We start from the raw sequence: 15032 nt of genomic DNA, 5'->3' as shown, positions 1-15032 counted from the left end.
TGTGCCGCTTGCAAGCGGCACTCTGTGTAACGCATTGCCGCTGGGGGGTCGTTGTCTACTGAGCCAAAATTTCCATGACCATTAATTAGAGGCGATCGCATGGAGAAATCCTGAGCCATCCGCACCAAAGCGTCATAAACAGCAGTATCCCCATGGGGATGATATTTACCCAACACTTCCCCTACCACACGAGCGCATTTGCGGAATGGACGGTCTGGGCTTAAACCCAGCTCATGCATGGCATAGAGAATTCTTCGGTGTACTGGCTTGAGCCCATCCCTAGCATCTGGTAATGCCCGACCTACAATAACGCTCATGGCGTATTCTAAATAAGACCGGGACATTTCGTTCCGCAAATTTGTCGGGACAATGCGTTCTTGGGATGTACTCATAGTTGGACAAACTCCCTTATTATCGAGGATTTTGCTAAATAAATCGGTTAAAATCTCTCAAAAGAGGCTTTTAACACGTTTTTTTTGCAAATTTGGCTGGTTATTTTTAAATTTTAACACAAAATCTAGACTATAGCCGCTAACAGAACCACGGGCAAGGCTTAGACAATGAGCAGATTCGCGGTTCTTGTGCAAAAATTATGGGAAAAAGACAGAAAATTTCCTAGGGCAGCTTAGAAAATTAACCTGTTCTTGTTCATTTTGACTGGCGGTTTATACCACCAGCTTGTTTTCCTACCCTGACAAAACGTCAGAGGTTCCCAACAACTAAGGAGTTTTTGATGAAACTATCCTATGTTTTGATCGGTTTAGGTATTTTTGCCATCGTTTTGAGACCAGATTTAATCCCTGTCTCCCTCGCTCTAGCTATAATCGCCTTTGGTGTCGTGTTTGGTATGTTTAGGGATCACCTGATGAAGTAATCAGTAAGGTTAATTTATTCATAAGTACCTTGAACTAAAGCGTTTTTCCATCATTTTGGCTGAATCCTGCTATAGTTATGTTTCCTGTCATTTACTCCGATGAGTTTCTTGAACACGATAACGGTCGGTTTCACCCAGAACGACCAGAACGTTTAACTGCCATTGTGGATGCCATCAAAGCTGCACCTTGGGCTGACCAAATTAAGTGGCAGTTACCGACAGCGGTGGAAACTCGTCGAGTGATGCCCCTAGTACAACAAATTCATAGCCAGCGCTACATTGAGACAGTTGAAGAAATCGCCTTGAGTAATGGTGGCAGGTTAGATGCGGACACAGGGATATCCCCCCGCAGTTACGACGTTGCCCTACTCGCCGTTAGTGCTTGGCTAGATGCGGTAGATCAAGTCCTCACTACCAATAATTCAGCCTTCGTTCTAGCCCGTCCCCCTGGTCATCATGCTGAACGTCAGAGAGGGATGGGGTTTTGCTTATTTTCCAATGCTGCGATCGCAGCTTACTATGCCTTAGAGCAATCAGGAGTCGAACGAGTTGCGATCCTAGACTGGGATGTCCATCACGGCAATGGCACTCAAGATGTTGTGGAACGAGATGCTCGCATTGCCTACATCTCCCTTCATCAATCCCCTTGCTATCCTGGTACAGGCCAAGCCAGTGAACAAGGGTTTCACAATAATGTCCTCAATCTTCCCATGGCACCAGGCAGCACCTTAGCAGATTACCAGCCTATGTTTGAAGAGAAAGTGATGCCATGTTTAACCAAATTTCAGCCAGATTTATTGATTGTCAGTGCTGGTTATGACGCTAATGCCGCCGATCCCTTGGCAAATATTGCCTTGCAGCCAGAAGATTATGGGTTATTTACCAACTATTGTCTGCAACTAACTCGTCGTATTGTTTTTGGTTTAGAGGGCGGGTATGAACTCACTGCTCTAGCTCAGTCCGTGGTAGCAACAATTGAAGCTTGTTTGGCTTAGAAAGTTGATTGGCTTGAGTAGTGTTGGGTAATTGTAGCTGGTGAAATAGATATTTTTATAGCGTTTATCATAGCTATGAGGTACACATTATTTTTTACCTCTTCCCTGCTCCCTGCTCCCTGCTCCCTAAAACCCAGAACCAACGTACCTCATGGTTATAAGACTTGCTATATATATAGCGCTACAGTAGGCGGCGATAGTCAAAACAATTAAATGTTTTAACTCGCCATACTGCCTTGATGATCTTAGAAACAAGAGTAGTTAGATCAACTTAACTGCTCTAAGTCCAAAAAATAGAGTCAGAGCCACAACAGTGGCACCAGCTAGAAGTCCAAAGTAAGCGATCGCTGCAGAGATCATTGTATTCTCCCGAAAATTCAATAGTTTAATAATATTACCTAATTTTACCTCATATTGACTGTTATTCCTCAGAGCAATAGTCAAGCGTCAATAGTCAACCGTCAACCGTCAACCGTTAACCATTAACCGTCAACAGTCAATAAACATGGAATACAATCAATTTTTTATTTTTGTGTGGCGCTTTAATGCGATTCTTATTCTGGTTGCCGGATTGCTGGCCATACCAGCAGCTTTCGCTTCTTTGGCTTCTGTTGCTATGAAGATAATAGTCAAAATTACTAGGAAAAACCGGCGGACTATTAACGTTGTTAATGTCAATCATAACGATAGCTCAAAATATCACAAAAAGTCTCAAAAGTTGCAAATCGGTGATTTTATAGAAGTTGATGGCACAACCTATATAATGCTACAGCTGTACTATACCCAATCCTATTCTGCTAAATCTACAAGCTCAATTATAAACTATTTGTTTTTGGATAGTGAAACAGGTACAAGTAAATGGCTATTTTCTAATAATGACTATTTAATTAAGGGCTTTAGGTTAATTTCAGAAACTAATAATAATACCAATAATACTGGTGAATCTATATCACAAGTTCGCGCCGTTTTATACCAGCTTATGAAACAAGATACCAATGGTGATGGAAGATTAACAAACGAGAAGGGTATGACAATAGCGTTTACCCATTTCAATGGTAATGACTATCAGGAAGTCCTAACTGGAGTAGATAGATTTTTGGGTTACAAGGTTATCAACGCAAATAGCCTATTAATTGTGTACAAGCGGGATGGGATTGTTTATTCAGCAAAGGTCTCTTTAGATAATTTCGCTCTGTCCAATGAAAAGGAAATCGCTAAATACGAAAAACTTACCTCTGTAAGCTAAACTCTCCTGTTCTTTCCTCTTCTCGTCCTAAACCAACCACACTTCCCACACCCCCGATCAGCAAGAGGTCTATTAATCGTAGGGTGGGCAGTGCAATGTGGTTTGCAAGCTTAATTATCTGTCTTCTCCTGGACTGCCCACCCTACATGAACTGACGGCTGACCACTGACGGCTGACCACTGACGGCTGACCGCTTAGGCGATCACCTTAAAATCAGAAATCGCTCTATTTCACCTACATGGTTCTTGCCTCTTTCCTTACCCGTAGCGCTATCAATGCTATTGTATGCAGATCCAAAAACTGTCATTCCTTTCAACTTACCCGAAAATAGGCTTTGTATCATAAAAATTAAATTGATTAATATTATTGCACTTAAAGGTTGAGTAAAATGCAAGAAAGATTTAGTAACCAAAGCCATAGTACAGGTTGGGTCATTCAGTCTTGGGCGTCTTTTGTTATTTCTATTTTTGCCATGGGTATTGGCATTGCCAATTTGCCAGCAGATAACTGGATTAAAGGGTACTTAGGTATGGGTTTAGTGTTCTCTGTTGGCTCTAGCATCAACATCGCCAAAACTACACGAGATATCCATGAATCGAAAAAATTAACCTCCAAAGTTGAAGAAGCTAGAGTGGAAAAACTACTGACTGACCACAATCCTATGCATTAATATCAAGTTTATCAGCTATCAGCTTAAGCGCTACGCGCACGCTACGCGAACAGCATTCAGCATTCAGTTATTATTTATTAGTTATTAATCGTAAGGTGGGCAGTGCAACGTGGTTTGCAAGCTAAATTATTTGTCTTCTGCTGCACTGCCCACCCTACATGAACCTGACCACTGACCACTGACCGCTGACCGCTGACCCCTTAGGCAATTACCTTAAAATCAGAAATCGTCTCAATCCATACCCGTGCTCCACAATGTAGGGGACTATCTGGGCGATACATGACCCGACAAGGGCCATTGACTTCGACAGTATGACCGTAAGTATTTTTAGAGCCTCGTTTTACCGTAATCACTGGATTGCGTTCGCCGGTCTTGAGATTTTGGCGAATCACTTTCTGATTAACGTGGATGACCGCCTTCGTGTAATTTGTACGCTTTGACCAATTCCGCTTCGGTCCGCGAGTGCCAGGGGTAACTACTGGCATGCCATCAAATAACGGAATCACCCAAGTTCTACCGACCTTATAAGCTCCTTTCACTCTGCCCTTGCTCAACAGGAAACGGACGCGAGTGGCAGAGATACCTAGTAATTCAGCAGCTTGTGCGGTAGAAATCATCATGGCGGTAAAACCATTGCTTTAACGATATTGTTATTGTAACAGGATTTCCGAAAAGAGGCAAAGGGTGGATAGGGTGTAAAGGGTTAATAGGGTGTGAGACTAGAAAAACTATTGCATTGTTATAACGGGTGATATGGGCTATGTAGTTGATGTGGGAGGTTAGAAAAAACTATTGGATTGTCGCAATTAACTTTGAGCCGGTGGGTGGAATGGGCATCAGGGGTGGAACGGGCATCTTGCCTGTTTCATTTCCGGACGGGCTGTCCCAACACTGGCTACAAAGTGCTCAGAGCCCTTGGTTGGTGCGTTACGGGGCGACTTCAGGGGCAAAGAGGTTGAACATGAAGGCAAGCCCGCCCCTAACACACCCTACGCAACATTTACCCGATCCCGATTCCCGATTCCCGATTCCCGATTCCCGATTCCCTGTTCCCTGTTGCCTCAACAAAAAAAATTCGGTCAAGTTCTGGTTAATACCAATGCTTGACCGAATTATTTTTTGTAATAGTCAAGAGCCCTAGGATCCTTGACTATTTGTTCACCAAATCAACAACATACTAACTTAGGTCTTAGACTTCAGACGTCGTACTTTCTCCTGAGTTTTTTCCTGTAGCCAGGGATTGGAATCCCTGGCTACTTGCTATCTTAATCTACCAACAGATGTCGAATCAAAATACTGATCACCTCACCAGGATTTCCGGTAGGTTGAGGAGCGCTCCACTCATGAACTTGGGCGTAGCCACGGCCATAAAGATTATAGATTGTGACCCGCACAGTTTTGGGAGAACCGATCAATATATGTTTGATTTGCTCCCGTCCTGGCTGGGGTTGGCCAAATAATTCAGGGAGATTAGGATTGTTGGGATTATACTCAAAATTGGGGAGAAAGTTTTCGATGTCCATAATGTTTTTTGCTGTTGTATTTGTGACATTTTTATGGTAATAAATAATTATTTATTTTGTCAAGTAAATTTGATTTATTTTTGTGATATTTATTTTTTGGTAGGGGTATATATAAAAAAAATTAGTATTTTTTTACTGATGTTTGTAATTAGCGATCGCTTAGAGCTTGTCTGAGAAGTCCCATTTGCTACATTTAAGCCCCCTAAGTCCCCCAATTTTGGGGGACTTTTAGAAGCCAATTGACTCTTGTCCCCCCCAAAGTTGGGGGGCTAGGGGGGCAAAATTCAGTATCAAAAAATTTTTCAAATATCCTCTTAGCCTAGCCTAAGGCAAATCCCATAGCGCCTCTTTCATAGCATCGCATTTTTTGATAAATTATAAATTCTAAATTCTATCGTTTATACTAATAGTATTGAGCTACCTATGATTTTTTTCCTACTCCCTGCTCCCTGCTCCCTGCTCCCTGCTCCCTGCTCCCTGCTCCCTGCTCCCTGCTCCCTACTCCATAAATTGCTATAATTAAACCTATCCAACATAATTACCTATAAATTATGGCAGTATTGTCCCTTTTGGCTAGTTTAGAACTATCGAAAGTAGCGTCACCGTTGTTAGGTATTATTGCGGGACAAGCAGGGAAGCATATAATTCAATCTCTGACTAAAAGCGATGTCGAAAAAGCCATCAAAGCCGGAGCAGAAGCCGTTGATCAATGGGACAAACAACTGGATAGTCAACAGCGTTTATTTTTTCACGCTCCCCCGGATGGCTGGAAGGGAGTTAATCGGTTTTTGAACGACTATTTTACTCATTCAGCTGTTTTAGCGGAATTACAGAAACCCTTACTTAATCAAGGGAAGCCAGACCGGGATATTTTAAGCACGGTATTTCAACAAGAAGCTGACGCCAAGACTATTAAACTAAATCAAGACAGTCTCAAGCCTTGGATAGAGACATTTATTAATGCTTATTTTCAGCAGACTGATACTTATCTAAAATTTCAGGTAGCTAAAGGGGATTATAATCAACAGTTAGCTAACTGGTATGATGATGTCAAATTTGCTGGCATTGCTGTGCCTGGGCAAGAAGTAGAAAAATCCGAGAAGTTAGCCCAGATTTTCGTAATGCCAGATGTAGTGGAAGACGTATCAACTGCTGGCGCTTGGGAGCGGGAGTTGTTAGCAGCTGGTAGTGGGGAAAAAGCAGAAAGGGCACTATTGGAAAAGACAACTGGGCGGAAATTCTTGGCTGAGCAGTTATTGACTCAAAGTCAGTCGAGACGAGTGGTAATATTAGGTGCGCCAGGCTCTGGTAAAACCACATTGATGAGCTATTTTGCAGTAATGTTAGCTCAGCAAAATCCTGACATTTTAGGATTAGATGGTGATACCGACTGGCTACCGATTTTAATCAGGATGCGAGACTTTGCGAGACATCTCGATAAAAGCCTGATCGACTATGCTCGGATATTTGCGGAAAACACCATGTCAGTGAAACCGTTACCAGTGGGATTTTTTGAGCATTGGTTGTCTGATGGTAGAGCCTTGATATTGCTGGATGGTTTGGATGAAGTCGCAGAAGAGGCTAAACGCCATGATGTAGTCAGGCGCATCGAGAATTTTTTAGGACAGTTTGACAGAAATCGCGCTATTATTACATCTCGCCCTGCTGGTTATCGACGGGACTTTTTCCGCACTGAAGAATTTCCCCACTATCAAATTCAACCCTTTGATGACCAGAAGATTTCAGCATTTATTGATAACTGGTATAACAGTCGCTTTCAAGACCAAGCAGAAGCCGAAAGGTGGAAGCAGAGTTTACGAAAAGCCCTGCATGATAATGACCGGATTACCTTGTTGGCACGGAATCCGTTATTGTTGACAATTATTGCCTTGATTCATCGGTATCAAGCAGTATTGCCCAAAAAACGCCATAAGCTTTATGACAAGGCGGTAGAAACCTTGTTAATCAATTGGGATAAGCTTAAAGACTTAAGTAGTGATAAGCGGTTGAAATATTTGGATTTCGAGGATGATTTACGCCGGTTGATGGAATCTTTGGCTTATTGGATTCATACCCAGGGAAATATTGAAGATAACGACAGTGGCACCTTAATTGATAAAAATGATTTGATTGATCAGTTGAAGCAGCAGATTAAAGACTTGAAGCAGGTGCAGCCCCATCAGGCCGAGCAAGAGGCGAAAAGATTTGTGGAATTGATTCGGGAGCGCACTGGTTTATTAAATGAGCAGGGGCAAGATTGTTATGGCTTTGTCCATAAAACCTTTCAGGAATATTTGTGTGCTGAAGAGATTAACTATCAAGCGGATAATGAGAGAGATTCTGAGATTGTTTTGGATCCGATTCGGGAGCATTTGCATGACTCCCACTGGCGCGAAGTGTTATTATTGCTGATAGCACAACAAAAACCGAAAAATGCGGCAAAGGCAATTCGAGCAGTATTGACTAATAATAGTAACTATGAGCAGTGGTTACATCGGGATTTGTTGTTTGCTGGTAATTGTTTGGCAGAAGACCCGAAAAATTTGCGCGGTGCTGAGAGTGGGTTGGTGCAAGAGATTTTAAAGCGCTTGGTTGAGTTGAAGGTAAGTAAAGATAAGCGCGTTGTGAATAAGATTCGCAAGCAGGTTTATCAAATAATTTGCAGTTTGTCTGAAACAGATTTTCAAGCACCGGTATTGGAATTGTTGAAAGAGCGATCTGATTTAATTGGTGAGAAACAATTGCTAAAGTATCAAGTTGAGTTAGGGGAAAAAAATCAGGTAATTGAAATATATCAAGAACGACTAAAGGATAATGACTCTGATGTGCGTAGTAGTGCAGCCTTGACTTTGGGCAGATTGGGCAACAGCTCAGAAACTCTACTCAACGCCCTACTACCACTGTTTAAGTATAATGACTCTGATGTGCGTAGTAGCGCAGCCAAAGTCTTGGACATATTTGGCAACAGTTCAGAAACCGTAGTCAACGCCCTACTACCACTGCTTAAGTATAATGACTCTCTGGTGCGTATGAAGGCATCCTTGGCCTTGGGCATATTGGGCAACAGTTCTGAAATCGTAGTCAACGCCCTACTACCACTACTTCAAGATAATAACTTTGGTGTGCGTGAGCAGACAGCCGCAGTCTTGCATGACTTGGGCAACAGTTCCGAAATCGTAGTCAATGCTCTACGAGCACTACTTGAGAATGATGACTATGATGTGCGTATAACGGCAGCCTTCGCTTTGGTCAATTTGGGTCACAGTTCAGAAACCGTAGTCAACTTGCTTCAACAACTACTTCAAAATCCTGATCCTTATGAACGTTTGAGGGCAGCGGAAGTCTTGGGAGAATTGGGCAACAGCTCAGAAGTAGTCAATGCCCTACTACCACTGCTTCAGGATAAATCTTCTAGTGTGCGTGCAAAGGCAGCGGAAGTCTTGGGCATATTGGAAAACAGCTCAGAAGTAGTCAATGCTCTACTACCACTACTTCAGGATAATCACTCTGATGTACGTATAACGACAATCCAATCCTTGAGAAAGTTGGGTAACACCTCAGAAACAGTAGTGAGCACCCTACTAGCACTGCTTGAGGATAATCACTTTGATGTACGTATGTCGGCAGCGGACGTTTTGGGAGAATTGGGCAACAGCTCAGAAGTAGTCAATTCCCTACTACCACTACTTCAAGATAATCACTTTCATATGCGTATAACAGCAGCCTATGCCTTAAGCGCATTGGGCAATAGCTCAGAAACCGCAGTCAACGCCCTACTAGCACAGCTTGATAATCCCAACTCTGATGTGCGTGCAGGGGTAACCTTGGTGTTGGGCATGTTGATCGACAGCTCAGAAACCGTAGTCAGCGCTTTACGAGGAAGACTTCAAGATCAAAATTCTATTGTGCGTTGGAGGGCAGCCGATGCCTTAGTTAAATTGGGCAATAGCTCAGACACGGTAGTGAGCACCCTACTAGCATTGCTTGAGAATAACAAGTCTGACGTGCATATGGAGGCAGCCTTAACCTTGGTTAAATTGGGCAACAGCTCAGAAACAGTAGTGAGCACCCTACTAGCAATGCTTGGGAATTCCAAGTCTAATGTGCATCACAGGGCAGTCATAGCCTTGGTTAAATTGGGCAAAACATCCAATCATATTCTCCCTACCGTGATTGAATGGATTGAACAACACCAGGATTCCGACTATGTGGGCGGTGGTATTGATGCCCTGTGGGATTTGGTTGTAGGAAGGGAGTAGGGAGTCGGGAGTCGGGAGTAGTAGGAAAGAGATCTAAAGAATTTTTGATGTTGTGATAAATCAAGAGATTTATGTGCTGTAGTATAATACTATCCATTTTAAAAGTATTGTTGTTGTTGGATGCGATCGCATTTTCCGATTCCCGATTCCCGATTCCCGATTCCCGATTCCCGATTCCCTACTCCCTAAAATCCAACTATTGCGATAACACAACATAAAACCCTCAACAGCTCTAAGCCATCGAGGATTTAGTAATATGAAAAGCTGAAAGCTGATGGCTGATAGCTGAATGCTTACCTTTTTTTCCTACGCTTCCTTGCCAGCTTCCTCTCCTTAATTTTGGCAGCCACAACACTTGGTTCAATAGGCAATCCTGCTCTAGGAATGACCTGATATTGTCGCTCCTCTTCTAGATTTTTAAGCTTAGTGTAATCAACCCAGTGGATACAATCTACTGGACAAGTGTCTATCGCTTCTTGTATCACCTCTTCTGAGTCGCCATCTTGCCGAAAAACCCGGGATCTACCGTGGTCCTCTTCCATGTAAAACGTATTGCGAGCGACGTGGGCGCAGTGTTTACAGCCAATGCAAGTAATTTCATCAACGTAAACACCTTTTTGTCGCAGAATACCCCCTAGCTCTGGCTCAAAACCAGACCGCTCTGGAGCATCTCGAAAGACACCCCCTAACTCTGGTTCTAAACCCGAACGCTCTGGCGTCGGTGAGAACTCAGACATTATGCGCTCCAGCGTTGTACCACTAAACGAATTGAACCATCTTTATTATCTTGTTGCTCAGCAACCTCAAAGCCTTGCTTAGCAGTTTCCTTAATTACTGTGTTGTAAGCGTAACGCTGGGTTACCCGTTGTAGGAAACCATCTACAGACCAAGGCTGTTGCCAATACTGAAAATCAGCAACTAGTTCGTAGGCGTTACCATTCCAACTAAAACCGATGTCGTAGTCATTCTCTTGCTCAATCACTACTTCAGCAGTGCGAGTTTGACCTTGATAACCGCGCACAGAGCTAGGACCAGATTGCCAATCAATCCCTAAGTCACTTAAAGCAGTTTCTAAGGATGAACGGTTACGGATTTGGGTTTTGATAGTGCTGAAATGAGACATTTTTGGTAATTAAACTAATTTACTAACTGGAACACAAATTTACCAATGGCTAACCGTAGCTTGAGTTGTCGCTGTTGCGGACAGTTCAAGCTTTTGGTCGAAGTAATCTGATGTTTTCTCAACAGATACGACTCGTCCTAGCTGAGCTTCAATAGCAGCTGTTACCTCTGCGCAAGATGCTCCGATGATCCCAGTGACTTTTTCCTGGACTCGACCATCTGGATAAATGACAAACTCTAATGTTTCCATAGTCGCCTTAGTGCTCGGTTTATGCCTATTTAGAGGTTGTGGCACCGGTTGTTGCACCTGTCCAGGAGTATGTAATCCCGGATTGATATCACACTACGCATTAAGGTGTTTGACATTGATACAAGCAGCAAAAGTAGTTCTAGTAAACTATTGCCTCTTGCCTCTTGCCTCTTGCCTTTCGCGTAGCGCTATATCACTGATTACTGACTAGTGCTATAGCTGGTCACTAATCAAATGATAATAATTCAGATCATGGCGCAAACAACATTAACATAAGTTTATAGTATATCGAGTGTTTACTTTAATATTTTGTTAGTTTCTCGTAACTTTAGGGAATAGTCAAGGGGTGGTATAACCCAAAAATGGTTTATTAACAAAAATATAGGGGTTTTTAATTAAGGGACTGAGGCCGTGGGGCACAAGCTATAAACGGCTATATATAAACCTAGGGGACTAGGCCAGGGTAAGCCAAAAAAAAAATTGAGCCAGAATGTGATATTGGTCAAGGATTATGACTATATAACGCCAAGATTTTTCAGCACTATTGCATGATTATATCAATAATATTGATAATAATTCTTCTTTATTGATTTTTTCCCTTACCCTGGGGACTGGGCAAAGTATGAAGTATGAAGTATGAATTATTAAAGTTGGGCGAAAGAGTCTATAAGTTATGAGTGAAACGCAAGTCAGAGGTGTAAATAACCCCAAAACCGCCAATCCCAATGGATTAGAGCGAATACGAGTAGGGGTTTTAGGCTTTGGGGGATTAGGTCAAGCCGCTACCAGAGTTTTAGCTCCTAAGGGAGAAATGCTTTGGGTAGCAGCAGCTGACCGAAAAGGTTATGCGTATGACGCGGCTGGGTTAAATCCTGAGCGTTGTATCCAGACCTACCAATCCCAAGGTTCTTTAGGTTATCTAGAACCAGGTGGCACTTTAAGTAGCAACAGTATCGAAGACTTAATCCAAAACGCGACAGTAGATGGATATTTCCTAGCACTGCCAAATTTACCGAATACCTTTATGGCATCGGTGGTTAAGCAATTTATTCAATCGGGTTGGCAGGGAGTGTTAGTAGATGCTCTCAAGCGCACTAGTGCTCTAGAACAACTGTTGCAACTGCAAGATGAATTGCAAGCTGCTGGAATTACCTATATGACTGGCTGCGGTGCGACACCAGGATTATTGACCGCTGCTGCTGCGATCGCATCTCAAAGCTATGCCGAGATTCATAGTGTCAAAATTACCTTTGGGGTAGGGATTGCTAACTGGGAAGCCTATCGAGCCACCATTCGAGAAGATATTGCTCACCTTCCCGGTTATGATGTAGAACGAGCCAAAGCCATGAGTGATGCTGAAGTCGAAGCCTTATTAGATGAAACCAAAGGCATCATCAGCCTAGAGAATATGGAACACGCTGATGATGTGATGCTGGAACTAGCAGGGATTTGCTCACGCGATCGCGTTTCTGTTGGTGGTGTCGTTGATACCCGCAATCCTAAAAAACCCCTCAGTACCAATGTCCAAATCACCGGTCGCACCTTTGAGGGTAAAATTTCCACTCACACCTTTACCCTTGGTGATGAAACCAGCATGGCTGCTAATGTCTGTGGTCCCGCCTTTGGCTATCTAAAAGCAGGAGTTTCCCTACATCACAAAGGGATTTATGGTCTATTGACTGCTGCTGAAGTCATGCCGCAGTTTGTGAAATAGTCGGTTTTAGGGAGTAGGGAGTAGGGAGTAGGGAGTAGGGAATAGGGAACAGGGAACAGGGAACAGGGAACAGGTAAGAAATGCTGTGTAGCTCTGTATATTTGTATAGCTGATAAAAACGCTATAATAAAAGAATTTCCTGATAATAACCCTTAATCACAATCTCCCTATCTCCCCATTTCCCCATCTCCCCATCTCCCCATCTCCTTACCCTCTTCAACTAAGCTGGATGTTTCCTCCTGTTCCAGATTAATCCCATCGGTCGTTTGTAGCACAAATGGTAGACTAGCCCCTAGTAAACCTCGCTGAATCCGTTGGGGTGTCTCTTGGAACACCACAAACAAGGGATAGATACGGTTTACGCCATCACTGAGAATGTGTTGATAGCCAGGAGGCATTAGCCATTCATAGTCTTTGTCTAGTAAAACTTGGGTCTGACGCCAGCGACTGAGCAAGTCAGAAAAGTCTTCATGGGGGCGATGGATAAATAGAACAATCTCTATCTCCATCTTGATTTTCCATTCGGGATCGCACATTACCATAGCTAGATCACAGGGTAAAGCTACGGTTTCGGTGATCGTGCCATGGCTAACACTTTTATGCCCTAAGGAGGATGGCGAGTGACGAATTCTCACCACTGGCAAGGGAATGGTGATCACACTCTCGTAAGGTCGGCGCATACTAGGAATCATTTCCAGGTAAGGTCGATAGGATTTCAGGAGTGCGATCGCACCATCATGGTTACTATACTCTGCTAGCCAAGCTTCGTAATCAGATTTCTGAACAGGCATCGAATTAGCCCATAGTTTCAAACACTTTAAACATTGGTAGATACATAGATATCAAAATCACACCAACCATGCCTCCCAAAACCACAATCATAATTGGTTCCAAGATACTAGTTAGTGCTTTAACCGCTTGCTCCACTTCATCTTCATAGAAGTCAGCAACTTTCATCACCATAGAATCCAACTCACCCGTCTCTTCACCAATACTAATCATTTGAATTGCTAAAGGAGGAAAAATGTTTTCTCGTTGTAAAGCGAGGCTAATCATTCCACCCTGTTGAATCTCATTCTTAGCTGAGTTAATAGCATTAGAAATTACCTGGTTACCCGCTGTATCTCTGACAATATCTAAGGAATTCAGGATCGGTACTCCCGAACGAGTTAAGGAGCCAAATACTCGGCAAAAGCGAGCTACGGAGCCTTTTTCATTCAACTCACCAAACAGAGGCAGTTTCAACTGCAAACCATCAATTTGCAACTTACCCATGGGGGTTTTGTAGTAATACTTGAAAGCTGTATATAAAGCACCTACAACAACAATAGGAATCAGAACTTTCCAACTTCTGAGGATGCCGCTCAACCATAGCATAAATCGGGTTAAAAATGGCAATTCTGTTCCTAAATCTTGGAATATCCCAGCAAAGATTGGGATCAGAAACATTGTCATTGCCAGAAAAACCAGTAAGGCTAAAAATCCTACCACACTAGGGTAAGCCATAGCTGATTTGATTTGGTTTTGCAGGCGATTCATATCTTCGAGCAGCTTAGCTAATCGGTTGAGCACTTCATCAAGTACACCCCCAACCTCGCCAGCCTGAACCATACTCACATAAAGATCATCAAAACAATCTGGATGGTTACGCATGGCATCCGATAGATTAGTTCCTTGTTGAACCTCGGCACTGATGTTCATCAACGCCTTTTTCAGCTTAGGATTAGAACACTGTTCCCCTAATACCCCAAGACATCGGACGATAGCCACACCAGCATTAACCATAGCGGCAAACTGACGAGAAAAGACTGCTTTGTCTTTGATCGTGACATTGGTAAATTTTTCAGAAAGGCCTGATAGGCTAAAGTCAATATCTATGCTTTTCTTGACGCTGCCAACAGTAGCATACCGATGTTCCAGCATGGTGCGGGCTTGTTCTGGAGTAGCAGCGTCAATTTTTTCTTTTTTAGATTTGCCTGATTTGTCCCGAACTTGAGCAATAAAAGTAGGCATAGCTTTTTTCTAGATTAAGTCTAATAGCAAGTTTTATGATAAGAGTAGTTGCTTCCTCTAGACTAGGGATAAGCTGTTAGCTATCAGCTGTCAGCCGTCAGCTTAAGATAAACCTCGAAAGGGATAATTTAATATTAAGAGATTTTAGAGAATTAAAAGTCTGGGGAAAAGCCCATCAAAGCATTAGCACATCAAGTAGCACCTCAAGTAGCGCATTAGCTGATAGCTGATAGCTGTTCGCGTAGCGTGCGCGTAGCGCTTAAGCTGATAGCTGATAGCTTACGACTAGCGGGTCGCCTTTGCTCTACCGCCCTTAGAATTCATCGCTGCAGAACCACCAACGATACGTTGCAATTCATCGGGTTA

General features: G+C 43.0%; 17 protein-coding genes. 8 read left to right on the top strand and 9 right to left on the bottom strand.

Annotation, left to right across the window (positions count from 1 at the left end; all coding sequences use genetic code 11):
* On the bottom strand, window positions 1-392 hold a 392-nt coding region (locus F6K52_RS19060), incomplete at its 3' end, for a DNA gyrase subunit A (RefSeq protein WP_293080931.1).
* Between the two features lie 341 nt (window positions 393-733).
* Here F6K52_RS19060 and F6K52_RS19055 point away from each other — a divergent pair.
* From F6K52_RS19055 to F6K52_RS19045, 3 genes are all read left to right on the top strand, one after another.
* Window positions 734-874 carry a hypothetical protein gene (locus tag F6K52_RS19055; protein ID WP_293080928.1) on the top strand — a complete coding sequence of 47 codons (141 nt, stop codon included), beginning with the start codon at window positions 734-736 and terminating at the stop codon, window positions 872-874.
* A 77-nt stretch (window positions 875-951) separates the two neighbouring features.
* Complete coding sequence (locus tag F6K52_RS19050; protein ID WP_293080926.1) at window positions 952-1869, top strand: histone deacetylase; 918 nt, start codon at window positions 952-954, stop codon at window positions 1867-1869.
* Between the two features lie 75 nt (window positions 1870-1944).
* Window positions 1945-2082, top strand: coding sequence for a hypothetical protein (locus tag F6K52_RS19045; RefSeq protein ID WP_293080923.1), 138 nt, complete (start codon window positions 1945-1947; stop codon window positions 2080-2082).
* Between the two features lie 48 nt (window positions 2083-2130).
* Here F6K52_RS19045 and F6K52_RS19040 read toward each other — a convergent pair whose 3' ends face one another.
* Window positions 2131-2313: a cytochrome b6-f complex subunit PetL gene (locus F6K52_RS19040; RefSeq protein WP_293080920.1), complete on the bottom strand. Its 183-nt coding sequence runs from the start codon at window positions 2311-2313 to the stop codon at window positions 2131-2133.
* A gap of 61 nt (window positions 2314-2374) precedes the next feature.
* Here F6K52_RS19040 and F6K52_RS19035 point away from each other — a divergent pair, with 61 nt between their 5' ends.
* Entirely contained in the window at window positions 2375-3115 is a 741-nt protein-coding gene (locus F6K52_RS19035) for a hypothetical protein (RefSeq protein WP_293080917.1), read from the top strand.
* 388 nt (window positions 3116-3503) lie between these two features.
* Window positions 3504-3785 (top strand): YiaA/YiaB family inner membrane protein, encoded by a 282-nt coding sequence (locus tag F6K52_RS19030; RefSeq protein WP_293080914.1) that lies wholly within the window; start codon window positions 3504-3506, stop codon window positions 3783-3785.
* Window positions 3786-3985: 200 nt separating this feature from the next.
* On the opposite strand, the gene F6K52_RS19025 is transcribed toward F6K52_RS19030, so the two are convergent.
* Window positions 3986-4405 (bottom strand): helix-turn-helix domain-containing protein, encoded by a 420-nt coding sequence (locus F6K52_RS19025; RefSeq protein WP_293080911.1) that lies wholly within the window; start codon window positions 4403-4405, stop codon window positions 3986-3988.
* Between the two features lie 295 nt (window positions 4406-4700).
* On the opposite strand from F6K52_RS19025, the gene F6K52_RS19020 reads away from it, so the two are divergent.
* A complete protein-coding gene (locus tag F6K52_RS19020; protein ID WP_293080908.1) occupies window positions 4701-4892 on the top strand; it encodes a hypothetical protein in 192 nt (63 codons plus the stop codon).
* A 158-nt stretch (window positions 4893-5050) separates the two neighbouring features.
* Here the strand turns inward: F6K52_RS19020 and F6K52_RS19015 are convergent, their stop codons facing one another.
* A complete protein-coding gene (locus F6K52_RS19015; protein WP_293080905.1) occupies window positions 5051-5308 on the bottom strand; it encodes a hypothetical protein in 258 nt (85 codons plus the stop codon).
* A gap of 551 nt (window positions 5309-5859) precedes the next feature.
* Between F6K52_RS19015 and F6K52_RS19010 the strand changes: the two genes are divergently transcribed.
* Window positions 5860-9567, top strand: coding sequence for a HEAT repeat domain-containing protein (locus F6K52_RS19010; RefSeq protein ID WP_293080902.1), 3708 nt, complete (start codon window positions 5860-5862; stop codon window positions 9565-9567).
* A gap of 293 nt (window positions 9568-9860) precedes the next feature.
* Here the strand turns inward: F6K52_RS19010 and F6K52_RS19005 are convergent, their stop codons facing one another.
* The 3 genes from F6K52_RS19005 to F6K52_RS18995 are packed head-to-tail and all read right to left on the bottom strand — an operon-like array spanning window position 9861 to window position 10939.
* Window positions 9861-10304, bottom strand: a complete 444-nt coding sequence (locus tag F6K52_RS19005; protein WP_070395177.1) for a ferredoxin — start codon at window positions 10302-10304, stop codon at window positions 9861-9863.
* Window positions 10304-10690, bottom strand: coding sequence for a DUF1257 domain-containing protein (locus F6K52_RS19000; RefSeq protein ID WP_293080899.1), 387 nt, complete (start codon window positions 10688-10690; stop codon window positions 10304-10306). Before F6K52_RS19000 ends, F6K52_RS19005 begins: the two co-directional genes overlap by 1 nt.
* A 39-nt stretch (window positions 10691-10729) precedes the next feature.
* Complete coding sequence (locus F6K52_RS18995; protein ID WP_071108026.1) at window positions 10730-10939, bottom strand: DUF2997 domain-containing protein; 210 nt, start codon at window positions 10937-10939, stop codon at window positions 10730-10732.
* Window positions 10940-11612: 673 nt separating this feature from the next.
* On the opposite strand from F6K52_RS18995, the gene F6K52_RS18990 reads away from it, so the two are divergent.
* The gene (locus F6K52_RS18990; RefSeq protein WP_293080896.1) at window positions 11613-12653 is read left to right on the top strand and encodes a saccharopine dehydrogenase-like oxidoreductase; all 1041 of its coding nucleotides are present in this window, start codon (window positions 11613-11615) and stop codon (window positions 12651-12653) included.
* Window positions 12654-12820: 167 nt separating this feature from the next.
* Here F6K52_RS18990 and F6K52_RS18985 read toward each other — a convergent pair whose 3' ends face one another.
* Together F6K52_RS18985 and F6K52_RS18980 are read right to left on the bottom strand one after the other, a co-directional pair.
* A complete protein-coding gene (locus tag F6K52_RS18985; RefSeq protein ID WP_293080893.1) occupies window positions 12821-13444 on the bottom strand; it encodes a hypothetical protein in 624 nt (207 codons plus the stop codon).
* Between the two features lie 4 nt (window positions 13445-13448).
* The gene (locus F6K52_RS18980) at window positions 13449-14666 is read right to left on the bottom strand and encodes a type II secretion system F family protein (protein WP_293080890.1); all 1218 of its coding nucleotides are present in this window, start codon (window positions 14664-14666) and stop codon (window positions 13449-13451) included.
* Window positions 14667-15032: the final 366 nt, after the last annotated feature.

Origin of the sequence: Moorena sp. SIO3H5 (assembly GCF_010692395.1) — a bacterium.
Classification (GTDB): domain Bacteria; phylum Cyanobacteriota; class Cyanobacteriia; order Cyanobacteriales; family Coleofasciculaceae; genus Moorena.
This window is presented reverse-complemented; position numbering and strand designations above follow the sequence as displayed.

What these genes read in the sequence shown, in the direction of transcription:
- F6K52_RS19055 (WP_293080928.1), top strand. Translation starts at nt 734, where the DNA reads ATGAAACTATCCTATGTTTTGATCGGTTTAGGTATTTTTGCCATCGTT.
- F6K52_RS19050 (WP_293080926.1), top strand. Translation starts at nt 952, where the DNA reads ATGTTTCCTGTCATTTACTCCGATGAGTTTCTTGAACACGATAACGGT.
- F6K52_RS19045 (WP_293080923.1), top strand. Translation starts at nt 1,945, where the DNA reads ATGAGGTACACATTATTTTTTACCTCTTCCCTGCTCCCTGCTCCCTGC.
- F6K52_RS19035 (WP_293080917.1), top strand. Translation starts at nt 2,375, where the DNA reads ATGGAATACAATCAATTTTTTATTTTTGTGTGGCGCTTTAATGCGATT.
- F6K52_RS19030 (WP_293080914.1), top strand. Translation starts at nt 3,504, where the DNA reads ATGCAAGAAAGATTTAGTAACCAAAGCCATAGTACAGGTTGGGTCATT.
- F6K52_RS19025 (WP_293080911.1), bottom strand. Translation starts at nt 4,405, where the DNA reads ATGATGATTTCTACCGCACAAGCTGCTGAATTACTAGGTATCTCTGCC.
- F6K52_RS19015 (WP_293080905.1), bottom strand. Translation starts at nt 5,308, where the DNA reads ATGGACATCGAAAACTTTCTCCCCAATTTTGAGTATAATCCCAACAAT.
- F6K52_RS19010 (WP_293080902.1), top strand. Translation starts at nt 5,860, where the DNA reads ATGGCAGTATTGTCCCTTTTGGCTAGTTTAGAACTATCGAAAGTAGCG.
- F6K52_RS19005 (WP_070395177.1), bottom strand. Translation starts at nt 10,304, where the DNA reads ATGTCTGAGTTCTCACCGACGCCAGAGCGTTCGGGTTTAGAACCAGAG.
- F6K52_RS19000 (WP_293080899.1), bottom strand. Translation starts at nt 10,690, where the DNA reads ATGTCTCATTTCAGCACTATCAAAACCCAAATCCGTAACCGTTCATCC.
- F6K52_RS18995 (WP_071108026.1), bottom strand. Translation starts at nt 10,939, where the DNA reads ATGGAAACATTAGAGTTTGTCATTTATCCAGATGGTCGAGTCCAGGAA.
- F6K52_RS18990 (WP_293080896.1), top strand. Translation starts at nt 11,613, where the DNA reads ATGAGTGAAACGCAAGTCAGAGGTGTAAATAACCCCAAAACCGCCAAT.
- F6K52_RS18985 (WP_293080893.1), bottom strand. Translation starts at nt 13,444, where the DNA reads ATGCCTGTTCAGAAATCTGATTACGAAGCTTGGCTAGCAGAGTATAGT.
- F6K52_RS18980 (WP_293080890.1), bottom strand. Translation starts at nt 14,666, where the DNA reads ATGCCTACTTTTATTGCTCAAGTTCGGGACAAATCAGGCAAATCTAAA.